12 protein-coding genes are annotated in these 15,625 nt (G+C 71.0%); 6 read left to right on the top strand and 6 right to left on the bottom strand.

Annotated elements, in window-relative coordinates; genetic code table 11:
• Positions 1 to 12: 12 nt before the first annotated feature.
• On the bottom strand, positions 13 to 1,719 hold the full coding sequence (locus ABT263_RS05005; RefSeq protein ID WP_352287644.1) for a glycosyltransferase family 2 protein: 1,707 nt from the start codon (positions 1,717 to 1,719) through the stop codon (positions 13 to 15).
• Positions 1,720 to 2,224: 505 nt separating this feature from the next.
• Between ABT263_RS05005 and ABT263_RS05010 the strand changes: the two genes are divergently transcribed.
• From ABT263_RS05010 to ABT263_RS05020, 3 genes are all read left to right on the top strand, one after another.
• Positions 2,225 to 3,337, top strand: a complete 1,113-nt coding sequence (locus ABT263_RS05010) for a sugar ABC transporter substrate-binding protein (protein WP_502885754.1) — start codon at positions 2,225 to 2,227, stop codon at positions 3,335 to 3,337.
• Between the two features lie 117 nt (positions 3,338 to 3,454).
• Positions 3,455 to 4,234: an ATP-binding cassette domain-containing protein gene (locus ABT263_RS05015; protein ID WP_380390788.1), complete on the top strand. Its 780-nt coding sequence runs from the start codon at positions 3,455 to 3,457 to the stop codon at positions 4,232 to 4,234.
• Positions 4,235 to 4,290: 56 nt separating this feature from the next.
• Positions 4,291 to 5,559 (top strand): sugar ABC transporter permease, encoded by a 1,269-nt coding sequence (locus tag ABT263_RS05020; RefSeq protein ID WP_329492313.1) that lies wholly within the window; start codon positions 4,291 to 4,293, stop codon positions 5,557 to 5,559.
• 140 nt (positions 5,560 to 5,699) lie between these two features.
• Here ABT263_RS05020 and ABT263_RS05025 read toward each other — a convergent pair whose 3' ends face one another.
• From ABT263_RS05025 to ABT263_RS05040, 4 genes are all read right to left on the bottom strand, one after another.
• Complete coding sequence (locus tag ABT263_RS05025) at positions 5,700 to 7,145, bottom strand: glyceraldehyde-3-phosphate dehydrogenase (protein ID WP_352287649.1); 1,446 nt, start codon at positions 7,143 to 7,145, stop codon at positions 5,700 to 5,702.
• Positions 7,146 to 7,269: 124 nt separating this feature from the next.
• On the bottom strand, positions 7,270 to 8,223 hold the full coding sequence (locus ABT263_RS05030) for a Gfo/Idh/MocA family protein (RefSeq protein WP_352287651.1): 954 nt from the start codon (positions 8,221 to 8,223) through the stop codon (positions 7,270 to 7,272).
• Positions 8,224 to 8,274: 51 nt separating this feature from the next.
• On the bottom strand, positions 8,275 to 10,908 hold the full coding sequence (locus tag ABT263_RS05035) for a tetratricopeptide repeat protein (RefSeq protein ID WP_352287654.1): 2,634 nt from the start codon (positions 10,906 to 10,908) through the stop codon (positions 8,275 to 8,277).
• Positions 10,909 to 11,080: 172 nt separating this feature from the next.
• Positions 11,081 to 12,025: a ScbA/BarX family gamma-butyrolactone biosynthesis protein gene (locus ABT263_RS05040; protein WP_352287657.1), complete on the bottom strand. Its 945-nt coding sequence runs from the start codon at positions 12,023 to 12,025 to the stop codon at positions 11,081 to 11,083.
• A gap of 116 nt (positions 12,026 to 12,141) precedes the next feature.
• Here ABT263_RS05040 and ABT263_RS05045 point away from each other — a divergent pair, with 116 nt between their 5' ends.
• On the top strand, positions 12,142 to 12,771 hold the full coding sequence (locus ABT263_RS05045; RefSeq protein ID WP_329490296.1) for a ScbR family autoregulator-binding transcription factor: 630 nt from the start codon (positions 12,142 to 12,144) through the stop codon (positions 12,769 to 12,771).
• 164 nt (positions 12,772 to 12,935) lie between these two features.
• Positions 12,936 to 13,709, top strand: a complete 774-nt coding sequence (locus tag ABT263_RS05050) for an SDR family NAD(P)-dependent oxidoreductase (RefSeq protein ID WP_329490295.1) — start codon at positions 12,936 to 12,938, stop codon at positions 13,707 to 13,709.
• Positions 13,710 to 13,763: 54 nt separating this feature from the next.
• Here ABT263_RS05050 and ABT263_RS05055 read toward each other — a convergent pair whose 3' ends face one another.
• Positions 13,764 to 14,354, bottom strand: a complete 591-nt coding sequence (locus tag ABT263_RS05055) for a TetR family transcriptional regulator (protein ID WP_352287660.1) — start codon at positions 14,352 to 14,354, stop codon at positions 13,764 to 13,766.
• Positions 14,355 to 14,594: 240 nt separating this feature from the next.
• Here ABT263_RS05055 and ABT263_RS05060 point away from each other — a divergent pair, with 240 nt between their 5' ends.
• Complete coding sequence (locus ABT263_RS05060) at positions 14,595 to 15,242, top strand: response regulator transcription factor (protein ID WP_352287675.1); 648 nt, start codon at positions 14,595 to 14,597, stop codon at positions 15,240 to 15,242.
• Positions 15,243 to 15,625 lie beyond the last annotated feature (383 nt).

Below are 15,625 nucleotides of genomic sequence, written 5' to 3' on the forward strand. Positions count from 1 at the left end.
TGTGACGACCTTTCAACCCAGCCAGGGCAGCATCGGGCGTACCCAGCCGGAGGCGAGCAGGGCGGTGAGCACGAGGGTGGCGGTGGCGGCCAGCGCTTCGGGCCAGCGCCGCGGCAGCATGCCCGTCCGGGCCGCGCGCCGGGACAGCAGCCGGCGCGGGGCGCCGGGGCGGTCCGGGCCGGCCGCGCGCTGCCCGCCGGCCGGACGCAGCTCGCCGACCAGGTCGCGGATCAGCGGGAGGCCGATCTGGCACTGCACGGCCAGGTAGAGGCCGAGGCCCCAGTTGGGCTCCCAGCCGTTGCGGGCGACCGCGAGCGAGAGGCCCGCGGCGGCAGCGCCGACGGAGGCGCAGAGCCACCCGAGCGAGACCAGGACCACCTGGCGGGCCAGGCCGCCCGGCTTCGCCCGGCCGGCGCCGGTGGGCACCCAGGCCGCGCTGCGGCCGCGCAGGGTGTGCCAGAAGGCGGCGCCGGCGGCCACGCTCATCAGCACGTTGGAGCGGATCACCTCGATCCGCCAGCGGGTCCGGCTGATCCGGGGCAGCAGGACGTGCCAGAGCCAGAGCGGCGCGAGCAGCGGCAGGACGTGCCAGGGCCGGATCTGGTCCGGGTACCAGAACATCATCACCAGCGGCGGCAGCGGTGCCACGAAGAGGTTCACGGCGGCGGCCAGGTAGCCGACGACGCCCTCGTAGAAGCAGAGCCGCATCCGCCAGGGCGCCCGGATCCGCTTGAGCACGGGCGAGCCGAGCAGGTGCAGGTTGCCCATCGCCCAGCGGTACTGCTGGTTGACGTAGGAGGCGAGGTTGTCGGGCGAGGTGCCCTTGGCGACCAGCACCGGGACGTACAGCGTCCGGTACCCCTGCTCGTACAGGCCGAGGCCGGTGAAGAGGTCCTCGCTGTGGTCGAGCCGGGCGAAGCCGCCGGCCGCGTCGATCGCCGTGCGCCGGTAGACCGCGTTGCTGCCGCAGCAGATCGCCGCGTCGCTGGCGTCCCGGGAGGGCTGGATCCAGCGGAAGAACCACTCCTGCGCCGAGCCGGCGGCACGCTGGATCCAGTCCATCGTCTCGTCGGTGTCGAAGCACTGCGGGCTCTGCACGATGCCGATCCGTGCGTCCGCGAAGTACGGCACGAGGTGGCGCAGGAAGTCCGGCCTGGGCGCGAAGTCGGCGTCCAGGATGGCGATGTACTCGGCGCGGCTCAGGGTGAGCGCGTGGTTGAGGTTGCCGGCCTTCTTGAGGTGCCCGCGGTCGGGCCGCACGACGTACTCGTAGCCGTGCGCGGCCGCCAGGTCGGCGACCTCGGCGCGGTCGGCGTCGTCGAGCACCCAGACGGTCAGCGCACCCGGCCAGTCGAGCCGCCGCACCGCGCGGTAGGCGTTCTCCAGGACGTCGAGCGGTTCGCCGCAGGTCGGCAGGTAGAGGTCGACGGTCGGCAGCTCACCGGGGTTCCAGGCGTGCACCAGGACTTCGTGCGACTGCCTGGTCAGCCGCCGCTGGCGGAGGCTGTTGACCGAGGAGAGCCCGAGCGCGACGACGTTGAGCGCGAGGACGGCGAGGAAGCCCCAGAGGGCCGGGGTCCGCAGCGAGAAGGTGAACATGGTCGCCGCGGTGAAGACGAAGGCCAGCGAGGTCAGCACCAGCACCCAGCGGCGTTGTGGTCCGAAATACCAGTACAGCTCCTGATCGGAAGGAGGTTGAGGAAGGTGTTGGACAGTCATGAGGCCCCCACAGCCGCGTTTCTGACAGCTCCGCGGTCACAGTACCTCATTGGTATAGACCATTCGGGCAGCCGTCCGAGAGCTGGGACGCCCGCCGGCGGCGCCCGCCCCGGGCCGCGATCGCCCGGCCACCCCGGCCGGATGCGCAGGAAAGCGGCAGGTCACAGCGGTGACGGCAGCGCCCCGCCCGCACCGGGGGCCCGTCGGACGCAGCCGTCCGCTCCCCGCCAGGACGCCTCCGGGCCCTCGCCGCTCCCCCGCCCCGACGCCTGCGCGACTGCGCGCCGACCCCGTCGCGACCCCTGATCGCCCACCGCCGGCCACCCGCCCGTCACCTCGGGCGCCACTCCTCCCCCTCCCGACCCCTCGCTCCCCCGGGCCGGGCGGCCGCCCCCTCCCCCGATCGGCGGTGCGTCGCACTCGTTCGGCGCAGTCCGGATCGTGCCGGCGCCCCGGTGTTCCCAGACTCGGAGGCGGGGGTGGACTCAACCGGAGAGGCATCCTCATGTACATCGGGCTTCGCCGCATCGTCGCGGTGACCGCAGTGGTAACCGTCGGCATGGGCCTGGCGTCGTGCGGCAGCGCCAAGCAGTCGACCGGCACCACGTCCTCGGGCAGCGCGAGCGGCACCGCAGGAGGAGCGATCAAGATCGGGCTACTGCTGCCGGAGACCAAGACGACCCGGTACGAGCAGTTCGACCGCCCGCTGATCGAGCAGAAGATCAAGGAACTCGCGCCGAACGCGCAGATCGACTACTACAACGCCAACGAGAACGCGACCACCCAGCAGACCCAGGTGGACACCGCGCTGACCAAGGGCGACCAGGTGCTGATCCTGGACGCGGTGGACTCCAAGTCGATCCAGTCCTCCGTCCAGAAGGCGCACGACGCGGGCGTGAAGGTCGTCGCGTACGACCGCCTGGCGCAGGGTCCGGTCGACGCGTACGTGTCCTTCGACAACAAGAAGGTCGGCGAGCTGCAGGGCCAGGCCCTGGTGGCGGCCGTCGGCGACAAGGCGAACGCCGGGTCGATCATCATGATCAACGGCTCGCCGACCGACCCCAACGCGGCCGACTTCAAGGCCGGCGCGCACAGCGCGATCGACGGGAAGCTCAAGATCGGCAAGGAGTACGACACGCCGAACTGGGACCCGAACAACGCCAACCAGGAGGCCGCCGCCGCGATCACCGCGATCGGCGCGCCCAACGTCGTCGGCGTCTACTCGGCCAACGACGGCATGGCCGCCGGTATCGCGACCGCACTGAAGGCGGCGAACCTCAGCGTGCCGCTGACCGGCCAGGACGCCCAGCTGGACGCGGTGCAGCGGATCCTGGTCAACACCCAGACCATGTCGATCTACAAGCCGTTCAAGCCGGAGACCGACGCGGCCGCGCGGATGGCGGTGGCCTACGCCCAGGGTTCGAGCCCGGCGCCCGACCTGGTGCCGACTACGGTGACCAACGGCAGCGGCAACAAGGTCCCGGCCGACCTGATCACCCCGGTGGTGCTGACCAAGGACAACATCAAGACCACCGTGGTCGCCGACGGCCTCTACACCGTCGCGCAGATCTGCACGCCCGACTACGCCGCCGCCTGCGCCGAGGTCGGCCTCTCGTAGCGGCGCCGGGCCAGCAGCACCGCATCGGCGGCACCGAACCGGCAGCATTCCGAAGAAGCACCCGAAGCCGAAGACGCCCCGCCTCCCCCCGGAGGCGGGGCAAGGGAGTTGGTCACTGTGGCAGGTGAGACCGTACTGGCCCTGCGCGGGGTCTCCAAACGGTTCGGCGCCGTACAGGCGCTCACCGACATCGAGCTGGAGGTGCACACCGGCGAGGTACTGGCGCTGGTCGGGGACAACGGCGCCGGCAAGTCCACCCTGGTCAAGGCGATCGCCGGGGTGCACCAGCCGGACGAGGGCGTCATCGAGTGGCAGGGCCGACCGGTCTCCATCCACCGCCCCCAGGACGCCCAGCACCTGGGCGTGGCGACCGTCTACCAGGACCTCGCGCTCTGCGACAACCTCGACGTCGTCGGGAACCTCTTCCTGGGCCGCGAGATCAAGCGCTTCACCGTCCTCGACGAGGTCGAGATGGAGAAGCGCTCGCGCGAGCTGCTGGACACGCTGTCCATCCGCATCCCCAGCGTGCGGATCCCGATCGCCTCACTCTCCGGCGGCCAGCGCCAGGTGGTCGCGATCGCCCGCGCGCTGATCGGCTCGCCCAAGGTCGTGATGCTGGACGAGCCGACCGCCGCCCTCGGCGTCGAGCAGACCGCCCAGGTCCTCGACCTCGTCGAGCGCCTCCGCGAGCGGGGCCTCGGCGTGATCCTGATCAGCCACAACATGGCGGACGTGATGGCGGTCGCGGACACCGTGGCGGTCCTGCGCCTCGGTCGCAACAACGGCGTCTTCGACCGGCGCTCCACCAACCAGGAACAGATCATCTCGGCCATCACCGGGGCCACGGACAACGCGGTGACCCGCCGACAGGCCCGCGGCACGGAGGGCACCCCATGAGCGACCACATCCCGGGCGGCGACGACGGCCGCCGCCACCACCTGCCCGAGGACAGCATGCCCAAGGGCGGCGTCAACGCGCCGGTACCCGTGGCACCCTCGGCGACCCCGGTCGTGGACCCGCGGCTGATCGTGCGCCAGGAGGGCATCAAGGGCTACCTCGGGGAGTTCCGCCGGCGGGTGAGCAGCGGCGAACTCGGCTCGCTGCCGGTCGTCCTGGCACTGATCGTGATCTGGGCCGTCTTCGGCAGCCTGGACAGCACCTTCCTCTCCGCCCAGAACCTCTCCAACCTGTCGCAGCAGATCGTCGGCACCGGCATGATCGCCATCGGTGTGGTCTTCGTGCTGCTGCTCGGCGAGATCGACCTGTCGGTGGGCTCGGTCAGCGGCCTGTGCGCGGCGATCTTCGCCGTCCTCAACGTCACCCACGGCGTCAACCAGTGGGTGGCGCTGCTCTCCGCCATCCTCGGCGGCGCGGTCGTCGGCCTGATCCAGGGCGTGTTCTTCGCCAAGGTCGGCGTGCCGGCCTTCGTCGTCACCCTCGCGGGCAACCTCGGCTGGAACGGCGCGATGCTGCAGATCCTCGGCGCCAGCGGCACCGTCAACCTCTCCGGCAAGGACATCGTCTCCCGCCTCTACAGCACCATCTACAGCCAGCAGCTCGCCGCCTACGGCGCCGCCGCGATCGGCGTCCTGCTGTTCGTCGGCGCCTCGCTGGCCGACGCGAGACGGCGCCGGGCAGCCGGCGTGCCCTACCGGCCGATGGCCGACCTGGTCCTGCGCACGGTGGCCCTGGCCGTCGTCTCGTTCCTCGCCGCGTACACCCTGAACCAGTACAAGGGGCTGCCGCTGGCCCTGCTGATCTTCCTGATCTTCATCGTGGTGCTGGACTTCGTCCTGCGCCGCACCACCTACGGACGGCAGATCTTCGCGCTCGGCGGCAACATCGAGGGCGCGCGCCGCGCCGGTATCAACATCTCGTGGATCCGGATCAGCGTCTTCATCATCTGCTCCACCATGGCGGGCATCGGCGGTCTCTTCCTGGCCGCCCAGATCCAGTCCGCCAGCCAGACCTCCGGCGGCGGCAACCTGCTGATGAACGCCATCGCGGCGGCCGTCATCGGCGGCACCAGCCTCTTCGGCGGCCGCGGCAAGACCTGGTCGGCCCTGCTCGGTGCCCTGGTGATCGGCTCGATCCAGTCCGGCATGAACATCGAGGGCCTGAGCAACGCCATCCAGTTCATGATCACCGGTGCGGTGCTGCTGGCCGCCGTGGTCGTCGACTCCCTGGCCCGCCGCACCCAGAAGGCGGCCGGCCGCGCCTGACCCGCGCCCGGGTCCCGGGACCGCGACGGGGGCCCGCTCCACCGGTGGTGGAGCGGGCCCCCGTCGTCACGGCCGCACCCGGGCGCGGGCCGCGTCCGGTATCAGCGAGCCGGAGCGGACCGGAGCGCCGGGGCCCGGAATCAGAGCGCCGGGGCCGGGAAGGTCGGGTACTCCACGCCGGAGACGTACTGGACGACCCGGATCACCTGGCAGGAGTAGCCGAACTCGTTGTCGTACCACAGGTAGAGGATCGCGTTGTCCCCGTCCACCATGGTGGGGCCGGCGTCCACGATCGAGGCGTGGCGCGAGCCGATGAAGTCGCTGGACACCGCGTCGGGAGCGGTGACGAAGTCGATCTGGCGCTTCAGCGGCGAGGTCAGCGACACCTCCCGGAGGTAGTCGAGGACCTCCTCGCGGGTGGTCTCGCGACCGAGCCGCAGGCTGAGGATCGCGATCGAGACGTCCGGCACCGGCACCCGGATCGAGCTGCCGGTGATCTTCGCGTCGAGGTCCGGCAGCGCCTTCGCGACGGCGGAGGCGGCACCGGTCTCGGTGATCACCATGTTCAGCGGTGCCGAACGGCCGCGGCGGTCCGAGCTGTGGTAGTTGTCCAGCAGGTTCTGGTCGTTGGTGAACGAGTGGACGGTCTCCACGTGGCCGCGCAGCACGCCGTACTCGTCCGCCATCGCCTTCAGCGGCGGGACGATCGCGTTGGTGGTGCAGGAGGCGCAGGACAGGATCTGCTCATCCGGCTTGATCATGTCGTGGTTCACGCCGTGCACGATGTTCGGGACGTCGCCCTTGCCCGGCGCGGTCAGGACGACCTTCTCGATCCCGGGGCGCAGGTGCTTCGAGAGCCCCTCGCGGTCCCGCCACCGGCCGGTGTTGTCGATCAGGATCGCGTCCTTGATCCCGTACGCGGTGTAGTTCACCGTGGTCGGGTCGTCGGAGTAGATCACCGTGATCTCGTGACCATTGGCGATGATCTTGTTGTTCGCCTCGTCGACGGTGATCGTGCCGTTGAACTGGCCGTGGATCGAGTCGCGCCGCAGCAGCGAGGCGCGCTTCACCAGGTCGTCGCCCGCACCCTTGCGGACGACGATGGCACGCAGCCGCAGGCCGTTGCCCGACCCGGCCTTCTCGATCAGCAGGCGGGCCAGCAGCCGGCCGATCCGGCCGAACCCGTACAGCACGACATCGCGCGACCCGCGGCGCTCCAGCTTGTTGGCACCCGTGGCGCCGGCCACCGCCTCCGCGGTGAACTCCGCCACCGACAGACCGCGGTCATCGGCCTTGTACGTCGCGGCGAGCATGCCGATGTCGATCTGGGAGGGGCCGAGGTCCAGCGCGGTGAGCGCGTGCAGGAACGGCAGCGTCTCGGTGACCGAGAGCTCCGCCCCGGCTATCTGGCGGGCGAACCGGTGAGTCTTCAGAATGCTGACCACCGACTTGTTCACCAGGGAACGGCTGTGCAGCAGAACGGTGACGTCCCGCTCACGCTGCAGCCTCCCGATGATCGGGATCATCGACTCCGCGATCTCCTCGCGGTTCATCCAGTTAGTGAACACGTCTTCGTTGACAGTCACAGGTCCATCTTTCGAGCTAGGCGAATGCCCACATGCTAGCTTTGAGCCATTTTGGCCTCTCAGCCGGACCCACCCGAACAGCACTTCCCCCGCCCGGAGGCCCGTCGGGACAAGCACCGCTCCGCTATCCGACGCCGGGCACCGCCTGGTGGATCCCGGTGATCGTCACGGCCGCGTCGAACCCCAGCACCGGATCGGGTCGCCCGGAAAGCAGACTCTCGTACAGCGGTCGGTAGTGCGCGACCTTCCGAGGAGTCCGCCCGTCATGGCCGTGGGTGGCGATCAGCTCGCCGCCACGCGCCGCGAAGCCCGTCATGGCCGTGTGATCGATCCAGATCTCCACGCCTGAACGCCCGAATGTGAGACTGCTCTCCTTGCTGCTGGATCCCGTGAGCCAACTGCTGCGCAACCTGGCCGTGCCCGGCAGGTCCCGCGACCGGTACTCGGCCGTGCACCAGGCACTCGCGCCGTCGTCCGTCTGCTGCCCGGAGCTGAGCGCGACGAGGTCGACGAACCGGGTGAGCATGCTCAGCTGGTTCACCCCGGAGTCCGTCCAGCTGGAGGTGTACGAGGCGAATGCCTCGGCCCCTTTCAGCACGTACGGGTCGTAGAACGCCGAGGTGATTTCCGTCACCGGCCCCCAGTCGGGACGCCCGTGGACCAGCCCGGCCGCCCAGTCCACCTCCGGCGAGAACGCGAAGTGGTGCGCCGTGAACAGTCGGCTCCGCAGATCGACCGACTCCTCCAGCGTTCTCAGCCGGGCCAGCGAGGCGAGGTCGTGGACGAGGGGCTTCTCGACGAGCACCCGGGCGGTGGACCGGACCAGCGCCTGACGGGCCAGCTCCGCGTGGGTCTCCGTCGGCGTGGCCAGCACGACGAGGTCGGGCTGGTGCGCTTCGAGCGCCTCCGCGAGGCCGGCGTAGTGCGGCGGCCTGCCGCCCTTGAAGACGGGCCGCTCCGCCGGGCCGGGATCGACGGTGAACTCGAGTGAGACCTCGGCTCGTTCGGCCAGGACATCGAGATGGGTGCCGGCGATCGTCCCCAATCCGACCAGGCCCACACGTACGGCGTCAGTCATGAGGCAGCGCTCCCCTTGTCCGGTGCGGATGGCGGCCGGCGTCCACGGCCGTCATCCGGCCACCACCTCGGCCCAGCGACCGAGCGCGGCCACCGGCCCGTCCACCCAGTCGACCGCAGGACCGCTCTCCGCCGCGCTCGCGGGACCGTCGATCCAACTGCTCACGATAGGCACCCAGTAGATGTTGCCCCCCGACGTACGGGTGCGCTCGTCGAGAGCGGCCCGAGTACGGCGGGCGCCGGCATGGTCGCCGACGAGCGTTCCGAGAAGGATCTCGGCCACGTCCGCCAGGGTGTGCCCGCCCCGGTACGCGATCCTGTCCGCGAGCTGCCGGGTGTCTCCGACCGCGGTCCTTGCCTCGCCGGTGGCACCGGCCATCGCCTGGGCGACCGCCTCGGCAGATCTGATCTTGACCAGTTCCACGGGGTTGGGCACCAGGTCCAGGAGCTCCCGGGCCCGCGTTGCCGCTGCGGAGACGGTGACCGTGTCCGCGGACCAGCACGCCGTCTGAGCGAGGTTGGCCAGCGCCTTCGCCTCGGCGGCGGCCAACCCCTCGGACCGTGCCAGGACGATGGCATCCCGATAGGCGGCGGCCGCCTCGTCGAAGCGGGCGTTGACCCGCCAGACGTGTCCCAGCAACCGCAGCCGTTCGCCCTCGCCCTCCGGCCCGTGACCCTGCTGCCCGTGCAGAGAGGCGAGCGCGGTCGCGAACCGCCCGTTGAGGTAGTCGTAGTCGCAGAGCCAGTACCGGGCCGTCGCGTCGAACTCGCCACCCAGGAGGTCCTGGTAGATCGCCGAGGCCTCCGTGTACTGGCCGTGGTTGCGCAGAGCGTGTGCGAGGTGGACCCGCACCAGGTGCGCCGTCAGGCTGCCGGGCCGTACCGACGCGTCGGCGTCGCTCAACACCGCGATCGCCTCCTCCACCTTGCCGGTGCGTCGCAGCCGGACGCCCTGGATCGCGGCACGGATCGCCCGGTATTCAGGCTGTTCCGCCGGAACGCCGGCGAGCCCGGCTCCGAGTTCCGTCCACTGGCCGGCCTCGACGAGCCGTTGCGTGGCACGGACCATCCAGTCGTCGAAGACCCGGTGCTCGGCCGCGAGCTTGAGCCCGGATTCGAGAGCCTGCGCAGTCGCGACGCGCCCGCCGGAGGCTCCCGCGCGCTCGCCCAGCCAGGCCAGCAACCGGATGGCGGTCTCGCGGCGGTCCCGATCCGACCAACCGTCCGGCAGCGTCCGGTCCGCCTCGCCGATGGCCTGGCGCAGCGCCGTGTGCAAGGCGTACGGCCGCTCGTAGGCGTCGTCGTGGGTCAGGAACGGGCGCCGCAGGAAGCGTGCCACGCATCCGTCGGGAACCCCGGGCCGGCCCGCCCGAAGCAGCTCGGCACCGACCCGGTCGATGAGTGCAGCCGTACGGACCAGGTCGCGCTCGTCACGGGGGAGGTCCCTGATCGACCGGGTGGCGACGGCGGTGAACGATCCGCCGAAGTCCGTGACCTCCGGCTGCCCTCCGCGCGCCAGCAACGCGGCGAAGTGCGACACCGAGAGGTCCAGGTACAGCGGGAGTCCCTGGCCCCCGGCGATGATCCGCTCCCGGATCGCCGCCGACATGGCGGGGCGGCCGTCCCGGGTGAGCGCCTCGCTGAGGTAGCTGTCCGCGTCGGAGTCCGAGAGGTAGCCGACGAGGTGCTGCCGCGGCTCGATCGTGTCGTTGCTGAAGTGCAGATTGGGCCAGCACTGTGGTCCGGTGAAGTCCAGCTCACTACCTGCGCCGGCGTCGGCCCAGTCGACGCGATTGCGACCGGTGATCACGAACAGCACGTTCGGCATCAGGTAGACACAGCGCTGCACGAGGCGTTCCAGTGCGCGGTCGGTCCGGCCGTTGACCACCTCGAAGGTGTCGAGGAACACGCACACCCTCGGCCGACCGGCCGACCGGCCGCGTCGGGGCCGCTGCTCCAGGTCCCAGGCCAGTAGATAGGGGAAGTAGGACAGGGTCTCGTAGTCGGCGTCCGCTTCAACGAGTTCGGCGAAGAGCTCGCAGTCCGACAGCAGGCGGCCTTCTCGCACCCGGTCCCGGATCGTACGGTACGTGGCCAGCGCCGCCCGATGGGCGAGCCCGGCCAGACCGCCCAGGCCCGCCGGATCCACCTGGCGCACGCTCTCCGCGATCTGGTCGCCCAGACCGATGCTCCGCGCGGCCCGTCGAAGCGTGGGCGAGGCGTCCAGGAACTCCTGCAGGGCCTCCCCGGGGTGGGCACGGGCCCAGTAGGAGGCCAGCGCCAGGTCGAAGGCCGGCCAGCGGTCTCCCAACCGTCCCAGGCCGGCCCGCAGGCGCAGCAGCAGGTTCTCGATGTCGCAGGCGCCGTCCTCGGACACGTCGAGGCGCAGGGTCACCACGTCGTCGCGGCCTTCGGCGGCCGCGTCGGCGAGGAAACGACGCTCCAACTCGTGCGAGAGCGTGGACTTCCCTATCCCGCCCACCCCGTAGAACGTCAGGACGTTGCATCGCCCCTGGGCGCGGTCGACGACCGGCGAGACCTCGGACTCGTCCAGCATCCGGTGAAACCCGTCCACGGACCGCCCGAACGCGGCCACCTCGTCGACCCGGTTGATGAAGACCTGTTGTGCTGTGACGGTCGACTCCAGGCCGTTCATGAACGCGGCCCGCAGGTTCACTCGTGCCATCCGGCCTCCTTGTCCTTCGTCCCGGAAGTATCTCGCCCGCCGTACACCGGAGGAAACACCGGACTGAGATCCTGGCAGGACCCGACGGACCGTCACAAGGGGGTCCTGAGCCCCTTCAGGCATCCGGCCCAAAGGGTCATCACCACCGGACGGCCGGCCCCGGCCCGGTGGGTCAGGCCGGGTGGGGCTCGGTGGTGAGGGTGGTGGTGAAGACGGGGGTGCCGGACTGGGTGGCTCGGATGTGGGTGCGGGGGTGGCCGTCGGGGGTGGGGGGTGCGGGGGCGGTGGTCAGGAGGCAGGGCTGGTCGAACTCGACGTAGCGCAGGAAGGTGCTGTCGAAGGCGACCGGGACGGCGGGGTGGGGCAGGGTGGCCCGGGTCGCCTGGACGGCGGCCTCCAGGAGGACCATGCCGGGGACGTGGTCGTGCGGGTGGTCGAAGAGGACGCGGTGGCCGGTGTCCGTACGGAGCTGCCAGTGGTCCGGCGCGCCCGCCGGTGAGATGACGACGTCCCGCTCGTGCAGGCGGCCGACCACGGCGGTGGGGGCCGGCGGGGGGAGCGGGAGCGCCCGGGCGAACGCCTGGGCCGCGTCGGCGTAACGGCCGCGCAGGCGGTCGTAGAGGGCGGGCGGGTGGCTGGTGTAGTGGAGTTCGGCGGTGCCCAGGTGGCGCCCCCCGCGCCGGGCCTCGACCTGGGAGACCAGGTGGGCGGAGCCGAGCCGCCGCCTGGTCACCGAGGTGTGCGTGATCAGCAGGTCGACCTCGGGCGGGCCGGAAGTGGTGAGCAGCTCGCCCGAGTTGACGGACGTTCGGATACGCTCCATGCCGAAGCGGTGCCCGAGGGGGACGCCGTGGACGGCGTGGCTCAGCACGGTGAGCGCCTGGCGGGCGCTCTCGGTGAACAGCAGGGGGCTGTAGCGGCCGCCCTCGGTGTAGAAGGGGTGGTCGTGCGGCCAGTGGACGGTGACCCACTGGGTGGCGCCGGAGACGTCGCCCCAGTCGGTGACGAGCGCTTCGCCCGCCACGGACTTGCCGACCAGGGCCGGTATCTCCGGCGGGACCGTCGGCCGGGTGCGGGTGGCCGCCGTGTGCTGAACGATCGTTGGACGCGACTCCATGATGAGCCGTCTCCCCCCGGAGTCAGTGTGGCGGGGGACGGGAGCGGTGCAATCGTCCCCCCAGCCTATAAAATGAAGAATACTCTTCTTTATCAAGCAACATGAGGTGCAGTCGTATGGTGGGACGCCCAGTGAAACAGGAGCGGGCCGAGCGGACGCGGGCCGCCCTGATCCAGGCCGCCGCGAAGCTCTTCGGGGAGCAGGGCTTCTCCGGAACCAGCGTCGTGAAGATCGCCGACGAGGCCGGCCTGACCCTGGGCGCGGTGTACTTCCACTTCCGCAACAAGAGCGAGCTGGCCCGGGAGATCGTCTTCCGCCAGCCCGAGTGGGTGGTGACCCCCCGCCCCTCGGAGGGGCTGCAGCGCGTCGTCGACGTGTCCCTCACCTGGGCCTGCCAGCTGCTCGACAACCCCATCCTCCAGGCCGGGGCCCGACTGGTCTGGGAGCAGGAGCAGTTCAACTCCCCGGACGAGAACTCCCACCGCCAGTGGGCCGAGATCATCATGGACGACCTCCTGGTCGCCCAGCGCCGGCGGGAACTGCGGGCCGGCACCGACGTCCAGGCGCTCTCCCGCCTGGTGGTCTACGCGTGTACGGGGGCCCAGATGCACTCGTTCATCGAGACCAGGCGCGCCGATCTCCCTGAGCGCGTCGTGGAGTTCTGGCAGCTGCTGCTGCCGGCCGTAGCAACTCCCGCCACCGCCAAGCGGATCGAGCTCTCGGAGTGCCGCGGCCGGCCCGAGTAGCGCCGACGGCCGGGACCGCCCCGTGCCGGTCCGCTCCCCGGACGGTCGACCGTCCCGACTGGTGCCGCCCCCGGCGGGCCCGGGACAATGATCGACATCCGAGTTCGACGACACCGAGACCGGCTCGCGGGCCGGTCGGCGCCGCGGGCAGGGGGGCGAAGCACATGGAGCACCGTCAGGGGCTGTTGCAGGGCAGGACCGTCATGATCACCGGGGCGTCCAGCGGGATAGGCGCGGCCGCCGCCCGGCTGTTCGCCGCCGAGGGCGCGGCCGTGGTGCTGACGGCCCGGCGCAAGGAGTTGCTCGACCGGCTCGCCGAGGAGATCCGCTCCGCGGGCGGCCGGGCCGAGGTGGCCCCCGGGGACGTCACGGCGACGGCCGACGTCGAACGGGTCGTCGCCACCGCCGTGGCGGCCTTCGGCGGCCTGGACGGCGCCTTCAACAACGCCGGCTGGGGGGCGATCGGCTCACAGCTGCACGAGACGGACGACGCGGTCTACGACCGGATCATGGACGTCAACGTACGCGGCGTGTGGAACTGCCTCAAGCACCAGGTGCCGGTGATGCTCGGCCAGGAGTCGGGCGGGTCGATCGTCAACACCGCCAGCATCGCGAGCCTGTTCGCCACCGGAGCGGTCTCCCCCTACGTCGCGGCCAAGCACGCCGTGCTCGGCCTGAGCCGGGCCGCGGCGGCCGAGTACGGGGCGCGCGGGATCCGGGTCAACGCGCTGGTCGTCGGGACCACCCGCACCGAGCTGATCGAGGACGCCATGCGCCAGGTCCCGCAGTTGGAGCAGGTCGCGGTGGGCAGATCCATCCAGCCCCGGCTCGCCGAACCCGTCGAGGTGGCGCGCGCGGCGGCCTGGCTGCTGAGCGACCAGGCCTCGTTCGTCACCGGTGGTGCCGTCCCCGTCGACGGCGGCTGCAGCGCCGTCTGACGGGGCCGGCGGAGCCGGGGGTCGGGCCCGGCGGGGTGACTCTCGCCGGTGGGCTCAAGTCAGGCACCGGTCACCGCAACTGAGGAGCTCCCAGATGCGGCTGATGTGCTCCACGGACTGCCCGTCCAGGGGTTCCTTCCGGCAGGCCCGCTGCCGGATGCAGGACTCCGCGCCGGTGACCAGGTACCCGGCCAGGGTGGCGAGGGTGCTCCGGTCCCCGTACGGGCCCAACTCGGCCTCGTGCGTCGCCTGCAGGCGCTCGTGGATCACCGGCGCCCAGGTCGTCGACCAGTCCGGCTCCCCGGGTTGCTCCCGGGCGAGCCGGGCCGCGGCGCGCACCACGGCCTCCCGCTCCAGCAGATCGGCCAGCGCCAGGGTCAGCGAGATGACCGACTGGACCGGGGGTTCGCTCCGCGCCGTCACCTGGCCCACGACGGCCTGGGTCACGGCGTGGCCCTGCGTCCTGACCACCGCGGCCATCTCCTCCTTGCTCTGGAAGTGGAACGTCAGGGCTCCGGTGGTGATTCCGGCCGACCTGGCGATCCGCGCCAGGGACGCCCCCGCGTATCCGTCGCGGTCGAACTCGCCAGCGGCCGCGCTGACCAGGTTCTGTCGCGTCCGGGCCGCCCTCTCTTGCATCATCATGCTCCTGTCAGATGTGGCGTTCATACACCCGCACCATAGGCGTAAAAAAAGAATGCCACTATTTTTGTAGCGGGGCCGCCTCCCCGTGGTGCATCCTGTGTAGAACTGGTGTACAGGGGGGACTTTATGACTCTGGCGACAACCTCTCGAACCGAACTACCAGGTCAGCCCCGGGCCGTGGTGTCGATCCCGTACCGACGGACCGAGAAGGCCTCCGAGCCGCAGGCGATCCGGGTGCTCGTGGTCGCCGGCGACCACGACGCCGCCGAAGGAAGGGCTCATGACCTCCGACGACAGGGGTACTGCACGAGACTTGCCGGAACCGGCGCGGAAGTGCTGAGAACACACGAGCACTCGGACATGATCCTGCTCGACCTCGATCTTCCCGACATCGACGGCCTGGAAGTCTGCCGTTCGATACGAGCGAGTGGAGACAAGCCCATTATCACTCTCACCGGCCGCGACACCGAACTGGACCGGGTGCTCGCCCTGCAGGCCGGCGCGGATGACTGCGTCGTCCGCTCGTGCGGCCCCAGGGAGATGACGGCCCGTATCGAAGCCGTCCTCCGCCGGGCCCGCCCCAGACCGGCCCCGGTCCGGATATTATCCATCGGCCCGCTCCACGTCGACGAAAGGACCCGTGAAGTCCGCCTGCACGGCGAGCGGGTGAGCCTCACCGCCAAGGAGTTCGAGCTGCTGCACATCCTGGCCTCGAACCAGGGCCACGTCATGTCACGCAAGGATCTGATGGCCCGGGTCTGGGACACCGACTGGGTGGACTCCAGCCGGACCATCGACACGCACGTGCGCAACCTTCGCGCGAAGCTCGGCGCCAGCACCTGGGTCATCACCGTCCGCGGGATCGGCTACCGCATCGGCCACGGCTGACGGCCGGCCGCGGGCCCGCCCGGAAGGACCGCACCGACAGGACGGCACCCGCCCGGAGCGCCCCGCGCGAACGGCGTCCCGGCGCGCACGACACCCTCATCGAACGACCCCGCGCAGCGCGGGAACGAACCGACCTCGCACGGACAGCAGCCCACGGGCCCACCCCCGAGGCGCGCCGCCGGCCGGCCGACTGATCGTCATCTACCGTTTCCCCGGCGGTTGACAGGCCGACGACCGGCGCGCGGAACCCCGGCGAAGAGCGAACCCGGGCGCACCGACCGAGCGGTTCGGCAGATGGCAGTGGCTCCCCCCCCCGGGGGGGGGGGCCAGAGCCCCACCCGGCGGCGGGGGAGCCCCAGCGGCCCGGGGCCCCGGGGCGGCGG

This window comes from Kitasatospora sp. NPDC001603, assembly GCF_040298365.1.
Classification (GTDB): domain Bacteria; phylum Actinomycetota; class Actinomycetes; order Streptomycetales; family Streptomycetaceae; genus Kitasatospora.